The sequence below is a fragment of the Pseudoalteromonas luteoviolacea genome (genome assembly GCF_000814765.1).
Lineage (GTDB): Bacteria > Pseudomonadota > Gammaproteobacteria > Enterobacterales > Alteromonadaceae > Pseudoalteromonas > Pseudoalteromonas luteoviolacea_H.
This window is the reverse complement of the sequence record NZ_JWIC01000005.1, coordinates 558363-574689: the sequence shown is the minus strand read 5'-3', so window position 1 is coordinate 574689 and position 16327 is coordinate 558363. Positions and strand designations below refer to the sequence as shown.

The 16327-nt window shown below is 40.1% G+C and carries 15 protein-coding genes; 8 read left to right on the top strand and 7 right to left on the bottom strand.

All coding sequences use genetic code 11. The features are described from left to right. The first annotated feature begins 102 nt into the window (after positions 1-102). The 3 genes from JF50_RS09985 to JF50_RS09975 all read left to right on the top strand — a co-directional run bounded on the left by JF50_RS09985 (position 103) and on the right by JF50_RS09975 (position 3035). Positions 103-1266: an MBL fold metallo-hydrolase gene (locus JF50_RS09985; protein WP_039609284.1), complete on the top strand. Its 1164-nt coding sequence runs from the start codon at positions 103-105 to the stop codon at positions 1264-1266. Between the two features lie 1052 nt (positions 1267-2318). Next, on the top strand, positions 2319-2516 hold the full coding sequence (locus JF50_RS09980) for a hypothetical protein (protein WP_039609283.1): 198 nt from the start codon (positions 2319-2321) through the stop codon (positions 2514-2516). A gap of 195 nt (positions 2517-2711) precedes the next feature. Further along, complete coding sequence (locus tag JF50_RS09975; RefSeq protein WP_052262224.1) at positions 2712-3035, top strand: DUF5992 family protein; 324 nt, start codon at positions 2712-2714, stop codon at positions 3033-3035. 151 nt (positions 3036-3186) lie between these two features. Here the strand turns inward: JF50_RS09975 and JF50_RS09970 are convergent, their stop codons facing one another. The 4 genes from JF50_RS09970 to JF50_RS09955 all read right to left on the bottom strand — a co-directional run bounded on the left by JF50_RS09970 (position 3187) and on the right by JF50_RS09955 (position 7409). Then, a complete protein-coding gene (locus JF50_RS09970; RefSeq protein ID WP_039609282.1) occupies positions 3187-5238 on the bottom strand; it encodes a tetratricopeptide repeat-containing sensor histidine kinase in 2052 nt (683 codons plus the stop codon). Positions 5239-5404: 166 nt separating this feature from the next. Next, a complete protein-coding gene (locus JF50_RS09965; RefSeq protein ID WP_039609281.1) occupies positions 5405-5683 on the bottom strand; it encodes a transcriptional regulator in 279 nt (92 codons plus the stop codon). Beyond that, positions 5676-6170, bottom strand: a complete 495-nt coding sequence (locus JF50_RS09960) for a hypothetical protein (RefSeq protein WP_039609280.1) — start codon at positions 6168-6170, stop codon at positions 5676-5678. The genes JF50_RS09965 and JF50_RS09960 overlap by 8 nt, the downstream gene beginning before the upstream one ends. Positions 6171-6287: 117 nt before the next feature. Further along, complete coding sequence (locus JF50_RS09955; protein ID WP_039609279.1) at positions 6288-7409, bottom strand: FAD-dependent oxidoreductase; 1122 nt, start codon at positions 7407-7409, stop codon at positions 6288-6290. 101 nt (positions 7410-7510) lie between these two features. Here JF50_RS09955 and JF50_RS09950 point away from each other — a divergent pair, with 101 nt between their 5' ends. Then, positions 7511-8398 carry a LysR family transcriptional regulator gene (locus tag JF50_RS09950; RefSeq protein ID WP_039609278.1) on the top strand — a complete coding sequence of 296 codons (888 nt, stop codon included), beginning with the start codon at positions 7511-7513 and terminating at the stop codon, positions 8396-8398. A gap of 722 nt (positions 8399-9120) precedes the next feature. Then, entirely contained in the window at positions 9121-9867 is a 747-nt protein-coding gene (locus tag JF50_RS09945; protein ID WP_039609277.1) for a type 1 glutamine amidotransferase domain-containing protein, read from the top strand. Positions 9868-9920: 53 nt separating this feature from the next. On the opposite strand, the gene JF50_RS26035 is transcribed toward JF50_RS09945, so the two are convergent. Next, the gene (locus JF50_RS26035; protein ID WP_052262223.1) at positions 9921-12143 is read right to left on the bottom strand and encodes a M14 family zinc carboxypeptidase; all 2223 of its coding nucleotides are present in this window, start codon (positions 12141-12143) and stop codon (positions 9921-9923) included. A 547-nt stretch (positions 12144-12690) separates the two neighbouring features. Between JF50_RS26035 and JF50_RS09935 the strand changes: the two genes are divergently transcribed. The 3 genes from JF50_RS09935 (at position 12691) to JF50_RS09925 (ending at position 14079) form a co-directional block, all read left to right on the top strand. Continuing rightward, complete coding sequence (locus tag JF50_RS09935; protein WP_039609276.1) at positions 12691-13080, top strand: VOC family protein; 390 nt, start codon at positions 12691-12693, stop codon at positions 13078-13080. A gap of 161 nt (positions 13081-13241) precedes the next feature. Beyond that, the gene (locus tag JF50_RS09930; RefSeq protein ID WP_039609275.1) at positions 13242-13700 is read left to right on the top strand and encodes a GNAT family N-acetyltransferase; all 459 of its coding nucleotides are present in this window, start codon (positions 13242-13244) and stop codon (positions 13698-13700) included. 91 nt (positions 13701-13791) lie between these two features. After that, entirely contained in the window at positions 13792-14079 is a 288-nt protein-coding gene (locus tag JF50_RS09925) for a 2OG-Fe(II) oxygenase (protein ID WP_235423418.1), read from the top strand. Positions 14080-14090: 11 nt separating this feature from the next. On the opposite strand, the gene JF50_RS09920 is transcribed toward JF50_RS09925, so the two are convergent. After that, positions 14091-15179 (bottom strand): linear amide C-N hydrolase, encoded by a 1089-nt coding sequence (locus tag JF50_RS09920; protein WP_052262222.1) that lies wholly within the window; start codon positions 15177-15179, stop codon positions 14091-14093. Positions 15180-15310: 131 nt separating this feature from the next. Then, complete coding sequence (locus JF50_RS09915; protein WP_039609273.1) at positions 15311-16186, bottom strand: LysR family transcriptional regulator; 876 nt, start codon at positions 16184-16186, stop codon at positions 15311-15313. Positions 16187-16327 lie beyond the last annotated feature (141 nt).

The following is a 16327-nucleotide window of genomic DNA, read 5'->3' as shown; positions in this document are numbered from 1 at the left end:
AAAAAAACACAGCTTTTCTCTAGGGAAACTCTAGGCCAATTACATTGAGTATCTTCTTGAGAGCAACACAATGATACTCAAAAGCAATAACGAGTAAAAAAAATGAAAAAACAATTTGTATGGGGTCTATTGGCCATCAGTATTTTATTTTCCCACTTATCTTTTTCGAAAACGGCGCTTCTACCCACCTTAACAAAAGTGCGTGATCATGTTTATAACTTAGACATTGGATACAACACCAATGTTGGTATTGTGCTTGGCGATAAATACGTTGTACTCATCGAATCGGGGTATGGGAAGGCGTCTAACAAGAAAATAATAGACGCCGTGGCGTCGCTCACAGATAAGCCCATTAAATATGTTATTAACTTGCACATGCATGGTGATCATACCGGAGGTAACAAATTTTTTGAGTCGATGGGGGCTACGATCATCAATCAAGCTAACGTTATTTATAGTGAAAACTTCGATAAACACTTCCCAGCAAGTAGTCGATTGCATTTCAATGATAAGCTGGTTTTGGAGCTCGGAAACGAAACAATATATTTGGAACACATGAATGCTCACACCTTTGATGATGCTGCCATTTACTTAAAAAAAGGGAACGTTTTTTTTATCGGAGAAAATATCCGGCCACAGCACGTCGTAAATCCTGGGGTGTTGGGCATGAGGAGCTTTAGCATATGGGGTAAAAAAGCATTTAAGTTTATCAATGATGACACAGCCATCGTGCCTGCACACGGCAAAGCAATTATCAATAAACAGGTATTAATAGAATATAGGAAAAACTACGTAGCTTGGTTTAATCGTTTCGAACAACTATCCCAAGCTGGTGCATCAAAAGAGCAAATGGTAGCGGATAAAACGGCAAAAGAACTCGCAGCAAAGTTGAACTTAGACAATGCTTCTAAGCATTTAGAGTACTATGAATACTATGCTACAGGCATAATTGATGGAGATATTGAAGTGCCTGTAACACAGGCTGTTTCACAGCTTAAAGCATATGTCGGTCGTTATACGATAAATGGAAAGCCGGATATTGTCATTGAGCTAATTGATGATCAGTTGGTTATTAAACAATTGGCCAGTATTATTTCATGGATAAAACCTCAAGATAATGATGAATTTAAAGTAATGAAATACAATGGTGGACATGTTGTGTTTGAGCGAGATAAGCAAGGCCAAATAACAAGCATAAAAACGATGCCACACGAGCGAGCGCAAAATAAAGAGAAGTTCGAAGGTGTATTTGTTAAACACTTATAACCCTATATCTTAGACTGCATTCTTTGCAATTGCTAGACTATGAGCAAGCGCTTAATATTCGGTGCTTGCCATGGTTACCTTCGAAATTTCTGTTTTCGTCGATTCTAATCTCAAAATTCCCTCTACTAAATATATGACCGTGCTGTATCTCCTATTTACGTATAGGAAAAACCTAATTATGTAAATTAGATTATGAACGGAATCATTCAAAGGAAAAATTATGATGGTGTGTCGTATTTTCACTTGTATGAGTATTCTAATGGTAGGCGTGAGCTTATTTCAAAAGGAAGTATCTGTTCAGGCTAAAATTCTATATGGACTACGCCCTATAACTATTCAGCTCCCGAGTTCTTTTTTTGACAGTCTAAGCTAATATTATGCTGTGCTATAGCATTTGGATGCTAAAGAGGGGAGGCGGATAGAGCCTACTGTATTGATAACCTTCACTGTTCAGTTTTTTCTATGAAGTCACCATTATTTCTACTGAAAATGCCAATAAATTTAGGGGCTTGTCGCCACGGTTAATTGTGAATTATTCGAGGCTGTCGGTATCGTTAGGGGAGCCAATAAGCTTCTCAATTTTTGTAGAAAGAATTGTTCCACTTAATTGGTACATCTTATCCAAAAGACAAAGAATTGCATATAAATATCGGTGATTGAATGCAATTTATGTTACTTTTTTTACATCATCATTCATTAATAATATATTTTAAATTGTATTTTTAATGGGTGTAAAATCTATAGTTCTCTGCTTAAAGTGATTTGGGTAATGTGTTTTTATAAATAGGGAGTGAGGTTTGGATTTAGAATGAGAGGTAGTAAAAATCTAATGAATTGTAACAATGAAGGTTGTTATTGCGTGGTTTTTTATTAAATTGTGTTGTGTTTTTTATGAATTTTAACTTCTTTAAAGGATGTGTGTGTTAAAAAATATTATGCTTTCTTCAACTAGTTTTTCAGGAGATATAGATTTTGGTAAAGTAACTGGCACTAAAGTTTATAGCTTCAATGATAATAAGTCGATCAAAGTATATTTTGAATAGGGAGCAACATTGGGTACTCCCGGGTGTAAAGAGCAAGAAAGACCATTTGGTATTATTACATACAGTAAAAAGTCTGAAGCATCGGTCAGTCATATGCTAAGTGTGATATTGGCAGCTCAGATGGCAAATAAAAAAGTACGCATCTTCTCACAAGCTGAGAATAGCTGTGAAATAGATTTTATTGGTCTTCAAGACTCATACTACTAATTTGTCATAAAAATCATATTTTCAGCGTTTTAAATCCTATTGGTGTAGCCTTTTTATTGGCTCTGTAGTATTTGGTCTTGGAAGTTTAAATTAACTTAATTTTAATTTTTTACTAATTCAGCTTTGGATTTTTAATTTTTAAAATTATACTTACCTAAAATTTCTCAATTTTATAATATTAAGGATGAACTTAACGTGAAAAAATTTTTGCTAGCCATCTCTATTGCTTTTTCATTTAACGCTATTTCGGGTGAATTAGTCAGAGGGGCTAAAATAACTGAGATTGCGAATACTGGGGCGAATAAAGATAACTTTTATGTGAAAGTATCAGGTGGCACTGGACCATGTGCAAACGGTCAAATTGAGTTTTTTGCGAACACTGCGCCGTCTTCATCTTCGTATGATCAGGCTTTCTCAATTGCATTATCAGCAGCTATGAGCAAGGCGACAGTGAGAATCTATAATTATGATAATGATACTTGCCATGGTGCACAGTTTATCAGTATTTCTGGTTTCTAGCCTTTTAAAATAAACTTAGAGTTATCACTAGATAGCTGTCAGCATTCGAATCGCCTTACTTAGGAGTAGGGCTTTTGGCACCTTTTCGATTTATGTAACTACTCCTTTTGGTACACTCTCTTTCATTCTAACTTATTTCATCTAAGTAATTTTAAATTTCCCAGTTCAAATTAGGCGTTATATCTATGTCACTCGGTTTTTTTGGCACTTTTAAAATAAATTTGGCGCCATTTTCTTGATGTTCATAGCTGATTTCACCATTTAAAACATGGACAACTGAGTTATAAGCGATATTCAGACCCAACCCTAAATTTCCCTCACCGAGTTGGCTTGTATAAAAGGGATCAAACATGTGCTTTTGAGTGTCCTCAGAAATACCGACGCCATTGTCTTGATACGTAATTAGCACATAATTACCATCACTTTTGACCTCAATATCAATGTGTTTAGATGATTGCTGTACAAAACCATGAGCGCAAGAGTTGTTGATGAGCTGAGCAATGACCTTAATCAAAGTTTCTGGGTGAGAGTAAATACTTACCGAGTCTCCAGTAATAGAGAAATCTATGTCTTGCTCAATACTTTGTGAGATGAGTGTACATCTTTGTGTCAATAAACTCAGGATGTCAAAATGAGATGCTTCGCTCGTGTCTAAATTAGCGGCGATGAGTTTAAATCGAGCTATCATATCAGCGGCTCGACCTGAATTATTCGCAGTGAGCGCCAGCATTTCAGATGCTTCTTCTAAAAATATTTTTAATTGTGTTGCACTTAGGGTTTGGTTTGACAGCAGTTTCCTGATCTCTTTAAGTTTTTCCTCCAGACATGACGCAGAAGTAACAACGAGCCCTAAGGGGGTATTGAGTTGATGCGCCATTCCAGAGACTAAGGTGGTCATGGCAGACATTTTTTCAGCTTCGAGAAGTTGTTTTTGGGTAGACTTTAGGTTGTTGAGTGTATCAGTTAAAGCGATATTTTTGGCTTTTATGCGGCGCACAAAAAACCAAGTTAAAAGCCCAATAATAAACATGGCAATAAGCATGATAATCAACTGCTCCTTAGCTGCTTGAGAGTTGATTTTATGTAAGGCGTTCTCTTGGGTTAGCTTTGCAATATCGCGCTCCTTGATAGCAAGGTTCAATTGAGCAGCGTGAAAAGCAACGCCTATATCTGCTTGGCCTTTCAAAAACTGAATTTTACTTTGCATGAGTAACACTGATGTGTCGAGTGCTCTTTGCAAGTTATTGATTTTTTGATAATACTCTACGAGTAATTGATAGGCGTCAGATTTCTCTTTGAGCCTAGTATGTTCATCGCTTAGTTGGATAATGTGATTTAACTGAGTGTCTGTACCGTGGTAATCCTTTTGTAAAAGCTTGATCCTTAGCAGGTCGATGGTCGGCCCTATGCTATCAGCAATGGCATTACTGTTTTTGCGTATGGTGATTGCGTGCCCTAAATGTTGTTTTGCAAGTTCAAGTTCACCAAGTGCGATGTAGGTTTTGCCAAGGTTATGATGAGACCAAGAGCTGTGGTAAGTAAACTCGTTTTGTTCTCTAATATTGAGACTTTGCTTATGAAATGTCAGTGCAGTTTGATATTCGCCTAATCCAAAATGCGCTTCCCCAAGGTTGTTTAAGCCGACCGCCATTTGCTGGAGGAGGCCTCTTTGTTTTGCATCCTGATAAAAGCGCTGAAAATAAGATTGAGCATCTTCAAAGCGGTTTAATTTTAAATAGACATTACCGATGTTGTTTTCGGTTTGTCGAAGAAATAGCTCAGTGTCCATTAAAGCAGCGAGTTTGTAGCTTTCCAAGTAATTTTCAAGGGCTCTTTCATATAGTCCCATACGCGTTAATGCGCCTGCTGTAAGGCTGTAATAACTGTATAAAATGGTAGGATCTGAGACTTCTATGCTCATTTTTTTACATTGTGATAGAGTCGATATCGCACTGTGCATGTCATCGGTTTGAATTTGAAACCAAGCTTTACCATATAACAAACGGATTTTTTGTCTGGTACTGAGTTGTTTATCGAATTTAAATAAGAAGTACTCGGTGGTCGATATCGCTTCTAAGGGGGATTGAGAAGATGCGCTGCGTATTTCTGCTCTGATCTCTTCAAACTCAGCCTCGGTGAATGCTGCAGGGAAGGCATTGAGACTAACAAACAACAATATCCAAGTAATACAACGTAACAACATCAAACGTTGGCTCTCTAATCAACTACTGAACACTAAGCATAGCAGCTAGGCTTTTTTTGGCAGTAGTGTATTTGCAGAAAATGAAATTAATAAAAATATTAATTTATAGGTACTTATAATTTGTATTAATTTAGCACTGAGCATGACTCAGTGCTTTTCATGGAAATTACGCGATGATCTTTTTTAATGCTGCCACATGGGCATTGAATGCCGCTCTGCCACATTCAGTGAGAGATATCCATGTACAAGGTCGACCTTGGCTGCTTCGTTTTGAGGTCACAATATACTCAGCCTCTTCTAATACTTTTAACTGTTTAGATAACACGGAATCGCTGACATCTAGTTGAAATTTAATCAGTTTAAAGTCGAGCTCAGCGCTAGTGGCAAGCATGGCGCAGATCTGTAAGCGATTTGGTGCATGGATAATGGGATCTAGCTCACTCATTTGGACGCTCCACATTGACCACTTCGCCCGTTGGATACATTCGTTGTAACCAAACAAGCACACCACCACACATTAGACCGCATACCCAAGGAATAAAATTCAACTCGGTAAATAGGGTAAGCTCACGGCTTACAACGACTATTACTGCAAAAAATAGTGCGCTATAAATATTGAGTTTTTTACTGGCGTTGGAGCGTGGAAGTATGGCAGGTTTTATGCCTAACAAATGGCAGCGGTATAAGTAAATTACGACAGATAGCGCAAATACGGCTCCGCCGATGATCATCATTAAAGCCCATTGATTTTCATGACGCATTAGGCCGTAGCCTGCGACAATCGCGCCATAGCCTAAACCTGTGATGGCGCTAAGCCACATTGGTGGCCGGCTATGCTGAATGGTTTCTTGCTGCGTGGATTGAATGCTTGCAAGGGCTTTTGCTGCAGCGTCTTTATCTAATTCTGAGGTGTCATTTTGTGTATTTTTCATTGCTGGTTCTCCTTAACTTTCCACTATGGAAACTAAAATCTAGCCTACACTTTCCATTGTGGCAAGTAAAAACTTTCCATAATGGAAAGTTAAATGGAAACAGGGTTACTGTGCGAGTTACGTAATCATATTGGGAGTGGTTAGGCCTTGCATCCAAAGTGAGCTTAACTTTGCAGGATCCATTTTTACTGGCTGCTGAGGCATATCTGAGAAGAATTGCTTAGCTAACTGCCGACCTATTGTTTGTGCGGTCGTGGCTTTGTTGATTCGCGTTTGGTAAAAGAGACTGAGTGCGTCTGGTATCGTTTCATGCTGATTGAGCAAATTGGTTAAATGCCAGACATCTTCGAGCGCTTGACTGGCTCCTTGCCCTGAAGTTGGCAGCGATGCATGTGCGGCATCACCGATCAGCACTACATTGTTTTGATGCCAATAAGGGAGCGGATCGAGATCGTGGACAAATATATGATTGCATGTATGAATATCTGCTGTGTTCAATATTGTGTTTATCGCTGCTGGCCAACGTTTAAACTGACATTGTGCTGCGTTAACCCAATGTTTTGTTGTGTAGTTTCGATTTATGTCACAGGCCCAAGCCGCAGCCCAATAACATGTGTCAGCTGTTGCTGGTACAATGCCAAAACGTAAACCAGATCCACGAAACTCCTCAATACAAGTATTTTTTATATTGGATGGGGTCGTGCTGATGCCAATGATGTTGATAAACCCTTGGTAAATCGGCTCAATTGGTGTTTGAAAAATGGCTTCCCTTGCTTGAGAACGGTTTCTGCCATCGGCACCGACAACAAGGTCAAACTGGTTAGAGAGTTTAATTATATCTTGGTTATCAACAGGCGTGTTGAAGTGACACAAGATGTTGAGTTGCTTGACCTGCTCATACAAGCAAAGCATTAAATCTTTGCGTAAAATACTAATACTGGGGTAGCCACACTCTTGGCTAAGTTGTAATAGGTCTAATTTTGAGTTTACTTGCCCTTGTTGGTTCATTTGCTGGACACAGCAAGGTTGCACGCCAACGGCCGAGATAGCATTAATCAACTCCATTTTATCCAACACATACAGGGCATTAGGCCATAGAGTCACGCCTGCGCCAATTTGTGATATCTCACTGTGTTTTTCAAACACTTCTACATCAAAGCCTTGCTGTTTGGCAAAAATAGCCATGCTTAAGCCTGCGATACCTGCGCCAATAATTGCAATACGTCGAGTATTTTGCATGTTTCATTTCTCCATTTAAATCTTAGCCAGACTTTGACAAATATAACGGATGGGATAAATTGGCGTTTGTGACTTTTATAATCCCAAATTATGAGTGAATTGTGCTAGATAAAGTTGAATTAAAATGGCTAATAAGCTTTGAGGCTGTGTTTGTGCACTTGAGTTTTAAACAAGCATCAGAGCAACTGGCATTGCCAACGTCAAATGTCAGTCGTCATGTTGCGCTATTGGAGCAGCAACTAAATGTGCGCTTGTTCGAACGCACAACACGAAAAATGCGCCCCACAGAGGCAGGAAAGAAACTTTATGACTCTACTTTTTCGCTGCTGGGATCCTTGCAAAGCGCCTTACAAGAAACCTCTTTGCAGACAGAACAAGTCTCGGGGCATCTAAAAATAATGACGCCAGATCTGCCATTTATGGGAGAAGTACTTGCAAGCTTTGTTGCTCAAAATTCTTTAATTTCATTGAGTTGTGATACGCAGTTAGAGGCGAAAGAAGGGGTTGTTGATGGTTTTGATATTGTGTTGAGTTTTAATCGTGGAAGCTTAGAGGACTCGGGATGGGTGGCGAAAGAGGTAGCCAGATGGCCGAGTTGTGTTGTGGCTGCTCCAAATCTGCTGGCGCTTTATCCAAAGCCAACAAGTTTACAAGAGTTAAGTTCACTGCCTTGTATCACCACGCTTAGTGTGATGCAAGGCGCACCTTGGCGTTTTAAGGAGGATCATTTATTAACTGTTCAATCAAGTTATAAAGTAAATAGTGGCAATATTGCCAGAGCCGCAGCGATTCAAGGGCTTGGTTTTGCAATATTACCTTTCCATGCCTGTGAAAAAGCCATTGAGCAAGGCCAGCTATTAGAGATAAAGTTAGACCGTGAGCCTGAAGACCTAGTATTGAATGTGTTTTACTCAGGACGAAAATATCCTTTACAGAAAGTCAAAGCGTTTATATCTCACTTGAGTGATTATTTGCGGCATAATGTATGAGCAAACTGGTATTGAGGTTTATGTTCTCTTGTATTGTACAAATCGCCATATACGCTGTGAAAACTCAGCGTGCTGAAATGTTCTTGCTCAATAGTTAGGGGCTTATGCAGGATTAGCCTTTTAATTTCTGTTGCTTATGGCTCGAAGCCATAACGAAATACTCGAATTTCGCGTTGCTCTGTATGGCAATTAGCCTTAATTGTACATGTGTCAGGAGGTGGTTCTCCCGTCTTATTTATGCCCTGATAATGTTTAAAGCTAGGGCAACTCGATACGCCATATTTGTATCCGTCACAAAAAAATGGCACTACCCAAATAATGATCAGGGTCATCCCAAAGGTGAACATTGGTCACGTTCCCACGATATTTCCAGCCTTCAAATGTTTCTGTGTAGGTTTCTGTTTTTATCACAGACACGAACGTCACTATACACTACTTCCCAATAATCTAGAGCTGAAGGGCAATCTGAGCGAGCAATTTTGATTGCACACAAGTCACAGTAACTGCTGAATCAGTACATTCTCTTAAACAATTAATAAGCAGCAAAACCATGCGTTATTTACAGCTGACCTGTAGGGAAGGTGAGAGCAAATCTCTACCCTTTTGGCACCGGCAAAGTGAGTACCCTAAAATTATTTATTAAATTTTGTTATTTCGGTTTAAACCTTTTCGTTTTTATTAGCGTCAAAGCTTAATGTAGTTAAAAAATAATAAGGATAAAAATGAAGTATTTAGTTTCTCTACTGTTGTTAGTGTGTGGTTTGCTCTCTTTTGAACTATTGGCTGAAGATAGAAAGAAAGTACTGATTATCACGTCTAATTTGGTAGATATGGGAGATCCGGATAAAAGCGATGCAAGAAACAATTTATGGGAAGTGGCACCGCCATATCATGTTTTTGTAAGTCATGGAGTTGATGTTGATTTTGTCTCACCAAAAGGCGGTAAAGTCGAGTTTCAAATGGAAGCCTACGGAATCAGTGCCTATACCATGAAATATGAAGGTTTTACCGAAAAAACAAATAATACGTTGAGCCCGTCTCAAATTGACCCAAGCCAATATTGGGGGGTATACATAGGCGGTGGCTATGGTCCATTGTTTGACGTAGCAAGCAATAAAGATTTGCAAAAAATCATCGCTGATATCTATGAAGCGGGTGGTATTGTGGGTTCAGCAGGACATGGTGCGGGGGCATTTTCAAATGTAAAGCTGTCATCAGGTGAGTTTATGATCAAAGGCAAAAAAGTCGCTGGCTTCCCCAATTCGACTGAGCGACGTAAAAGCTGGGCAAAGCAAGGGACCTTATTGCCATTCTTAGTTGAAGAACAATTAAATAAAAATGGTGCGATTGCGCAAAATAAAACCACAATGAAAGATAAAAAAGCAGTGATAAAAGATGAGCGTATTGTCTCTACGATGTTTATGTACTCTGCTGCGATTGTGGCAAAAGAAATGATGTTGGCTAAGTAATGACCGATATTATAATGCTCAGCATCTATGATGCTGAGCATTATATCGTTGCTTTAGTTTACGGTGATAAATTGATAGGTTTCATTGTATTGCCCGTCATTGTCTCGAACTACAAACGCCACTCTGTATTGCCCAGCTGTTGGGAAGGTAAAGGTCTCTTTTACCTTGCCAGGCAAATACATTGCGTCTGCACCAAATCGCCATAGTCTTTCTACAATATGGCCGTCAGGATCAGAAGCACCTGATGAGTCAAACTCACATATGAGACCTGCACATTGATAGGTAAAGTTTGCAATTGGTAAATACTTACCATCTAAATCAAAAACAGCATGTTTCACTGCGGAAATATCATTGGCATCTTCTACCACAAGCGTGACGTAGTAAGTTCCTGCCATTTCATGAACATATTCTATCTTTTCACCCGAGTACTCTTTGCGGGATGTTTCAGAGCCAATAAACCAACGGTATTTTAAGCCCGGTTTGTCATCCGTGCTCTTTGATGCGTCAAATTGGCAAGTACCATAGGTGCAAGTAGGGGTAAAATCAGCAACAGGCGCTTTATTTTGTGCACTTGCATCATCATCAATCGTTAAGTATTTCGCATATTTAACACCCCATTGACCGGTAACATCTTGAGCTTTGAGTATTAAGGTATAACGACCATCATCCCAGTTACTTGTATCGAGTGCGTAGTTTAACTGCTCTCTCGGTGAGTCATAAATACCATCGGCAGCAGGGAGTTTAAGCCTTTGTACAACGCCTTCACCTTGCTTTTTAATGACCAGTTTTACTTTTTTGACAGCCTGGCTTGGTGGTAATGGTGAATAAGATTGATTGCCAAAAAAGTCATCATAAATACCAGCGGTTAAATTGATGGGGGTACCTGGTGGTACTGCAACATCGCCGGCTCCTTCTAATTTATAGTCAAGTATCTGAGGGCCGCCTGATATTTTGTAAGGCGCTTTTGCCACTTTTGCTGCATAAATCAGGGACTTTAATGTGTTGGGGAAGATCTCACCTTCAAAGTTTCCACAGTGCTCAAAAAATTCTTTTCCTAATTCATAGGTAAAAGATGCTACGCCTAATTGGCCATAGGCATAGCCTTCGGCAGAACCACCAACATGGAAACGGTTGCCGACCTGATACGCCACATAGCCACTATAGGCAGCCAGTCGATGTCCTAACATGGATAAACCCGCTGAGTTGGGTGGTGGGGTACGTAAGTGTGACCATGGCCACATGACCATACCACCAAAACTATGAATATCTATAAACAGCCCAGCTGTATCTAGCGGTGCGGCGTCTGTGTCTAACTCTCCGCGATTATCTTCAAAAATACTGTTGATATAGTTTTGTATAACTTGTGTCTCTGGTTCTGATGCTGCTACTGGACCTTGGTATGTATTAGAGCATTGTTCATCTGAGGAATAGGGAGTTGAGTTCCAGGCAAAGTCGAAGTTACGATTTAAGTCTGCGCCAATTTGCTCTTCGTTTGTAGCACAATAGGCGGTGTTGGTGTTCTTTCGCCATTCTTTACCAAGCTCTGCATATTTTCGACCGTCAGGGTTGGCTATCAGTAAAATATGAATTTCTCGCTGGTTTAAAATCCACTTGATGTCAGGGTTGTTGCGTCGATTTTCTAGCAAGTGCTGTGCAAATTTGATGGTTGTTGCGCCTGCTGTATATTCTCTAGCATGCAAAGCGCCTTGCATGTACATGGTAGGAAGTTTTTTATGTTTGTTCCTTTTTTTATTTTTTATGACCAGCACTGTGAGGTCGTGGCCGCCAAGGCCTTGTTCTTTTTTCCATGACTGTCCAATATGCTTTAACTCGACAAAGTTTGGATATTTTTCAGCGAGTTGTTCGGCAAGCTCATATGTTTCTTCAAGCGTTGGGTAGCATGGAAAATTTGGGATCCCTGATGTTTGTGTTGTGGTTAGTATGCTTTGGTTCGCATTAACCAATGCATTTGCAGCACGGTTTATGGTTTTAGCAGGCGCGTGTTCTAAAATGACCGCACCAGATGAACGCGCTAATAAGAACTCTTTTTCACTGAGTGATACAACTAACGCATTATGCAAACTCTCGACAATTTGGCCATGGTATTGCCTTGAATAAGTAACTCTTTGATCTTCATTGCTAAAATATAAAGAGTAATTCAAGTTGTTCGGTTGGTGCGCTGTAATATTGGTTTCAACTTGAGTGTGTGCATAGGAAGGGAGTGTAAGTGCGCCAAATGCAGCAAGCAGGCTAGTTTTTATTAGTGTTTTAATCATTTTTTCTCCTTAAACTGTGAGCCCGTTATTTTGATATTTCAGAGTGAATTAATACGCCTTTTTGATTTATTTTGTTACATATATTAATAAGTGTGTAAATTGTTATTTTTGTTTCTTTAATTTAAATGGTGGCGGTGATCTTTTAATTTAAATTCATGGGTGAAATTTATATATCTATATTTTTCAATGTGTTGCGTGTCTTTGGGCTCGTTATTTACTGAGGGTTTTAAACCGTGTTTTTTGATTTTATTTGCGTTATTTTATTAAGAAATTTATGTTCTCACTAACTTTTTAGCGTTGCTACTATCAATATGAACTTGGTCTTTGTCGAATTTTAAAAAGAGTGGTGTTGCGTATGTTGTTAGCTTAGTTCAATGCATAATCGAGTGTTGTTATAAAGATGACATGCATAGTAAAGCCCACCATTAATGGTTCTACATGCAGCGAATATGGTCATTTTATAATTTGTTTTTTGTTTGGTTTTTGGAGCATAGCAACGTTATTGCTCTATATTGTTATGATTATAAATATTAAGTGAGTTTTTAATATGATGACAGGCATTCATCATGTTGCCATTATTTGCACTGACTATGCGGCTTCTAAAGCTTTTTACACGGATATTCTCGGCTTTAAAGTGCTTGCTGAAAACTATCGTGCACACAGGCAGTCATATAAGTTAGATCTGGCATTACCTGATGGTACACAAATAGAACTTTTTTCATTTCCCAACCCTCCTCCGCGGCCCAGTCGCCCAGAAGCTGCTGGACTGCGTCATTTGGCATTTCAGGTTCAAGATATCGACGTGGTGATTGCACATTTGCATTCACATCATGTTGAAACAGAGCCTGTTAGAGTGGATGAATATACACAGCAACGCTTTACCTTTTTCCAGGACCCGGATGGATTACCCTTGGAATTATATGAGGTCAAACGTTGAATAGACGTGAGATACTTTGTGCTTATATCTGTACCGTTTCAAAGCGGGCTACCAGTAAAAGTGGGAAGGTTTTAATAGAGTAGCCAGTGATAGGCTGTTTATGTCAATATAAATTCAAGCCATCAAGGATAACTTTGTAATATCATAAAGGAGCGAGCACGATGACTATTATTAGAGTCGCAACGCAGGCCGATTTATCAGGCATTATGCAATTATATAAAGCACTCAGACCCAATGACCCGGATGTGTCAGATGATGCTTTGACTTCAGGTTGGCAAGCTATAGACAACGATACGAAGAATCATTTGATTGTGGCAGAGCTTGAGGGGCAGATTGCCTCGACATGTCAGCTATCGATAGTGCCTACCTTAACAAATGATATTCGACCTTATGCAGTTATTGAGCATGTGATAACTGGCACGCAGTTTCGGCGTAGAGGGCTTAGCAAGCAAGTCATGCAAGCAGCTATCGAATTGGCTTGGGAGCATGGTTGTTATAAAGTGATGCTGTTATCTGGCGAAGCGCGCGCAGCTGCGCACAAAGTATATGAAAGCGTGGGGTTCATCTCAGGGACTGAACGCGGTTTTGTGATTAAAAATCCTCATTTGGTTAAAGGTTAATGTCTCGTGATTTAAAGGAGAACTTGGGGGCGGTGTGCTGAAACATTTATTTAGATGGCAAGTTGGACGACAAAAATCAGGTTATCAAAAGATGTTGCTTTTGGGGGCCCGTTGGCCCATTAAGTTTGATGTTTATTTGCTAAAGTTCCCAGAGGGGTGTGAAGTACCAGAGCATGTAGATGCAGTCTCTTCAGGTCGTCATTTTAGATTGAATCTGGTATTGAAAAAAGCCAAAAAAGGGGGGGAGTTTATGTGTCAGACACCACTTTACGAGTCTGATAGGGTTAAGTTTTTTCGACCTGATAGCTGCGTGCATGCAGTAACTCAAGTTGAGCAGGGGAGTAGGCTATTACTCAGCATCGGTTGGATCCGACGCTGAGTAGGTAGAGGTTACGCACCAATACGGCATATCTCATCAGGTATAAATAAATTAGGGCTGTACGGGTCTAATACTGGGCTTAATAACTGATTAACTTGGCCCTCATAGCTTTTATTGATGACCTGATTGTCTGCGTCGATGGTCACCATATCTAAACGTTTAACCGGTTCATTAAAGTCGAATGTGTTGAGATCCACCCAAATGGTATTGGCGGTGCGAGCATTACAGAAATAGTACTTCTGCTCGCTGTGATTCGCTAATGTTGTCCAAAGGGTATTTGAAATATTGGGGCTTTCGGTTATTTGTACGTTATAACCCAATGGCACACAGGCATTTGCTACGACTGATTTTGCCTGTGCTAGTGCTTCATCATGACTCGTTGGGGCATTCATGTGGCTAATGTAAAATAAAGCGCGTTCAAATCTGTCTGCTGAGAACGGCCCTCCCGGAATGGTGTGGCTAGCGGCAATATTTTCATCTGACCACTGCCATTTCCAATATGCATCAATTTTTAACTGCTTGTCGTAGTCTGGGTCGTTGGTCATGACGACATAGTCATCTTTACTGTGAATGTAAAATTGACCGTTGTGTACTTCGATAATGGCAGAGTTTCCCGTCACATCGGATACGGATAAGTGTAACGTTGCGGGTTTTCCCTCGCTATTGGGGACATCTGCTGGCACGAGTTCAATTTTTTGTTGTTCGAACTCACTGACCACTTCTTTTACAAACACAAAGTTATCTAAGACATATTGTACCCAGCGCAACACGCTAAGCTTGCCGTCTTTGCACGGCTGGTTTTGGGCATAGGTTGCATTGCAATCGTATAGTACGTTTGCGGCTAAGCCCATAGAATTGATGCCATCAGAAGATGCCCAGCCACTTTGGTCATCACCCACCATGGCAACGACGCTGGCATATTTGGAACACCATTTCAGTGCTTTTTCGTTATCTTCTTTTTTATCTGAAATGGGCATGCCTATTTTGTTTAGGCCTTTATCAAAGGTAAATAAGCTAGTGGGTAAAGGGAACATCCAGTCCATGTTTCTAGCTGTTGCAATGTACTTGCGATTGAGGTTATTTAGTACTCGAGTACACATCGACTTTCTCCTTAAACACGCTTTAAGCGGATTAATATAGGTTGATATCATCTTTGATGGTAATCTCGAACATAAGGAAAAAACATTACATGTTATAACAGCTTACCTTGCTCTAAATCATACAAAATAGGTTAAAAGTCTTTAAAGTGCGCGAGTAAATAGTCGATGGCCAAGCGCGTGCGCAAAGGTTGAAACTGCCGATTTTGATACACAATCCAGCTGGTTGCGCCTGAGCTCCAAAATGGCTTTAAAATAGGTGTGAGTTGCTGTGAACCAATGGCATTATCAAAAGTTCGCTCTGGCATATAGGCGATGCCAAGTCCTTGTGTACAGGCAGACACCACAACATTGGCATTATTACTACGCCAGTTGCCTTTAACTTTAAAGCTTTGCTTGTGACCGTCGACTAAGAATGACCAACTGTCGTTATTAGCAATAATGCAGTTATGTTGCTTTAGCTCTGACGGGTGAGTGGGTGTCCCGTTTTGGGCTAAGTATTCGGGGCTTGCCACAGCCATCATGTTACGGCTGATGAGCTTACGGGCAATTAAATTAGAGTCATGGAGTTCACCATACCGAATGGCGAAGTCGATACCATCCTCAACAAAATTAACCATACGGCTGTTAAAATCGATGTCGATAGATAGCTCTGGGTGTAGCTTAGCGAAAGCCATCAGTGCAGGTGCTAGGTAATTTTCGGCGAAGCCGCCAGCGGCACTGACACGCAGTGTGCCGCTAAGATTAAATTGCTGCTGCGCGAGTTGCTCATTGGCCTGCTGTAAACCAGTAATGAGCTGCTTACATTGTTGGTAATAAAAGGTACCATTCTCAGTGAGGTTGATTTGCCGTGTTGTTCTGGCAAATAGGCTGCAACCTACACGCTGTTCTAGTCGGGAAACTTGCCTACTAATGTGGCTTGTGCTGCAATTGAGCACCTTGGCTGCCGACGAAAAACCGCCGCTTTCCGCAACAGCGACGAATTCAAATACGCCTTCAAAGCTATCCATCAAATAACGCCTATTCTTAAGTTTTAGCTTGAACAATGAAATGTACACTTTTGCTAAATAGCAAAAGTGTTTAACTGAATTAGCTAATTATCTTTTATTTAGAAAAAATATACAGTAGTTGTCAACATAACTTAAGCCAAA